3 protein-coding genes are annotated in these 3427 nt (G+C 42.5%); 1 reads left to right on the forward strand and 2 read right to left on the reverse strand.

The window, feature by feature from the left end; genetic code table 11:
* The coding region (gene glpK / locus RWO85_RS09950) for a glycerol kinase GlpK (protein ID WP_314415674.1) at positions 1-1497 on the reverse strand (1497 nt) is incomplete at its 3' end.
* 159 nt (positions 1498-1656) lie between these two features.
* The gene (locus tag RWO85_RS09955; protein ID WP_314415677.1) at positions 1657-3084 is read right to left on the reverse strand and encodes a helix-turn-helix domain-containing protein; all 1428 of its coding nucleotides are present in this window, start codon (positions 3082-3084) and stop codon (positions 1657-1659) included.
* Positions 3085-3248: 164 nt separating this feature from the next.
* On the opposite strand from RWO85_RS09955, the gene RWO85_RS09960 reads away from it, so the two are divergent.
* The coding region (locus tag RWO85_RS09960; protein ID WP_314415679.1) for an Hsp33 family molecular chaperone HslO at positions 3249-3427 on the forward strand (179 nt) is incomplete at its 3' end.

The following is a 3427-nucleotide window of genomic DNA, read 5'->3' on the forward strand; positions in this document are numbered from 1 at the left end:
TTCCGCAAAGACTTGGGTTGCTTTTACAGCCTTCTTCCAGCCCTTGTAGAGTTGTTCCTTGCGAGATTCGTTCATAGATGGCTCAAAGAGTTCTCCTGTCTCGTTCAAGAGTTTCAACTCATCCAAGTCTTTCCAGTAACCTACTGACAAACCTGCTAAGAAGGCTGCCCCCAAAGCTGTTGTTTCCAAGTTTTTGGCGCGTGCGATATCGATTCCCAAAATGTCAGCTTGGAACTGCATGAGGAAGTTGTTCATAGCTGCACCACCGTCTACTTTCAAGACTTGGATAGCTGTCTGCGCATCCACTTGCATGGTGTCGATGATGTCACGCACTTGATAAGCAATAGATTGCAAAGTCGCCTTGATAAAGTCTTCTTTAGTTGTTCCACGAGTTAAGCCAAAGACAGAACCGCGAGCGTTTTGGTTCCAGTATGGAGCACCTAGACCTGTAAAGGCTGGAACGACATAAACTTCATCGTTGTTGTGAGAATCACGAGCGTATTTTTCAGATTCTGGTGAATTTTCGACCATGCGAAGACCGTCACGAAGCCACTGAATGGCACTTCCTGCGATGAAGATAGAACCTTCTAAGGCATAGTAAACCTTGCCGTTAATTCCATAACCAATGGTTGTCAAGAGGTTATTTTCAGACAACTGCATTTCTTCCCCAGTATTCATGATGATGAAAGAACCTGTTCCATAAGTATTTTTAACCATACCAGGTTCAAAGGCCAACTGTCCAAAGAGGGCTGCTTGTTGGTCCCCAGCCATACCTGAGATTGGGACTTCTCCACCATAGAAATGGAATGGGGCTGTCTTACCGTAGATTTCAGAGTTAGAACGAACTTCTGGAAGCATAGCCTTAGGAATGTTGAGGATTTCCAAAATCTCATCATCCCATTTAAGTTCTTTAATGTTATAAAGCATGGTACGGGCTGCATTTGAGTAGTCGGTCACGTGAGCCGCACCGTCAGTCAATTTCCAAACCAACCAAGTATCAATGGTACCAAAGAGCAATTCTCCTTTTTCTGCTCGCTCTTGAGCGCCTTCTACATGATCCAAAATCCAACGAACCTTGGTCGCAGAGAAGTAAGCATCGATGATCAAACCAGTCTTTTCATGGAATTTTTCCACATAACCTTGGCTTTTCAGTTGTTCAGCCAGAGGAGCAGTTTGGCGTGATTGCCAAACGATAGCATTGTAGATAGGAAGCCCTGTTTTCTTATCCCAAACGACCGTTGTTTCACGCTGGTTGGTAATCCCGATTGCCTCAATCTGACTTGGTTTGACACCACTTTCGATGAAAGCACCCGCAATAACTGACTGAACAGAGTTCCAAATTTCATTGGCATTGTGCTCAACCCAACCTGCCTGAGGGAAAATCTGGGTAAACTCTTTTTGACTCGAGCTAACCTTTTCTCCTTTTTTGTTGAAAATAATGGCACGAGAACTTGTTGTCCCCTGGTCAATGGCCATGATGTATTTTTCTTGTGACATGTGCTGTCCTCCTGATAATGATCTTGAGGATGTCTCCTCTTTACAGTAACTAGTATACAAAATAAAGCGCTTTCTTGTTTATCAACTTTTTTTAATTTTTAAAAAAATGTGAGGAGATTGTGTAAATTTCACAAAAAAGACCTGGAAGCACCAAGTCTTTTAAGTGAATAATAACTGACGAATCCCTGCCAAATCTTCCATATCTAAGTCGTTTTTTAAATAATAAACTGGGGTCTGTTCCTTCTTATAAATAGGGTTATTGGTAACCAGCAAATCATAATGTCGAGTTCGGTCATAGGCTTCAATGGTAATAAAACGATTGTATTCCAAATACCGTTTCAAAATGGCTGCCATTCTTGAAAAGACAAGAAAACCAGATGTCAAATCCAGACCAATCCGCATATGCTGGCCACCATTTTCAGCCATATATTCGATTAACTGGAGCCATTCCCAGAGAATTTTCTTATCCAAATCCGTCCCCTGCTGAAAGGCAGGTAGAGCATGAAAAATCTCCTCTGTCGTTCCCCTAAAATCATGTTCCATCAGCAAATAAGGATGACGATTCTCTAACTGGTACTTGTAGCGGTCCTGTAAAATATAGCCCTTATAGAGATAGACTTGGGCACAAAGCTGACTGAGTTCATAGGTGACATGGTCCTCTGTATAATCACCCAGCAACTCCTCCTTCTTCATTTCTTGAATCAATTGCGTCAGCAAATCTGCCAACTGCCCTCCAAAACCAAGGATATACTCCATAGTATGAAGAGGAAGAATGCGATGAGATAGGAGGAAAGAGAAGAAAATCATCATCTCCCCATCCTCAGTTCCGAGAGGAAGGTGTTGCCCAGCGAAAAAGGACGGAGCCTTTCGCAGCAAACGAAGGTAGAAAATATTGTCAAAATACCCTCGCATTTTCTCTTCTATGACTTGAAACTGACAGGCATTGGCCCGAAGACGTTGCTGACTGATGTGACTCCACAAAACCAAGTCCAATTTCTGCCCCGAAGACAAACTCGCACCGCAGATTTCTTCTAGTGTAGTAATTTCCTGCTTTCTCTCTGGTTTCTGCATGTGACCTTCCCACTCCTGACTGGACCAGACCTTGCGGAAAAGACAGAAATAGAAATAGCGAATCTGATGCTCTGGGCCTCGCCACCGTCCATTTTGGATGGATAAATCAAATTCTGACAAAATCTGATTTAGACTGGCCAAGTGGCGACCAAGCGTAGCCTCACTAATCATCAATTCTTGAGCCAGCTGATGGGCTAAAAACTGTTGGTGGTAGAGAAGATAGACCAAAATCTGATATTTAACAGCATTCTCCAAAAATAAGCTCCGGATATCTCTCCCCTTGGTAGCTGCACCGATTGACAGACGCAGATTTTCATCTTCTAAGTGAATAGTCAGCTCTAAGCCACTATCCATAGCCCTATCATTGAGCAGGGTGACATATTTGGTTAGGGTTGCTTTTGAAAATCCTGTCTCCTCTATTACAGCCTTGACGGTCGTCTGAGACTCTTGTAATAGAAAGGAAAGGATTGAAAATTGGCCAGATTCAGCCTTTTCCATCAAATCTCCTAAATACATTTGTTACCCCTTTCATTTTCTACCTTAAGCATAGCATAAATCTTACAAATGCTGAAATAATCTGTTTCTCTTTTTATTTTCATGCTGATTTCCTGGTCCATTATCCTGAAAATCAGCAAACACACGGCTCCCCCTTTGGGCATTTTTATGCTAAAATAGTAGCTATGGATAAAATTATTAAAACAATATCAGAAAGCGGATCCTTTCGTGCTTTTGTCCTTGATAGCACAGAAACCGTCCACACTGCTCAGGAAAAACACCAAACCCAAGCTAGCTCAACTGTAGCGCTTGGTCGAACTCTTATCGCTAGCCAGATTCTCGCAGCCAATGAAAAAGGAAATAC

The organism is uncultured Streptococcus sp. (genome assembly GCF_963521865.1).
Classification (GTDB): Bacteria; Bacillota; Bacilli; order Lactobacillales; family Streptococcaceae; genus Streptococcus.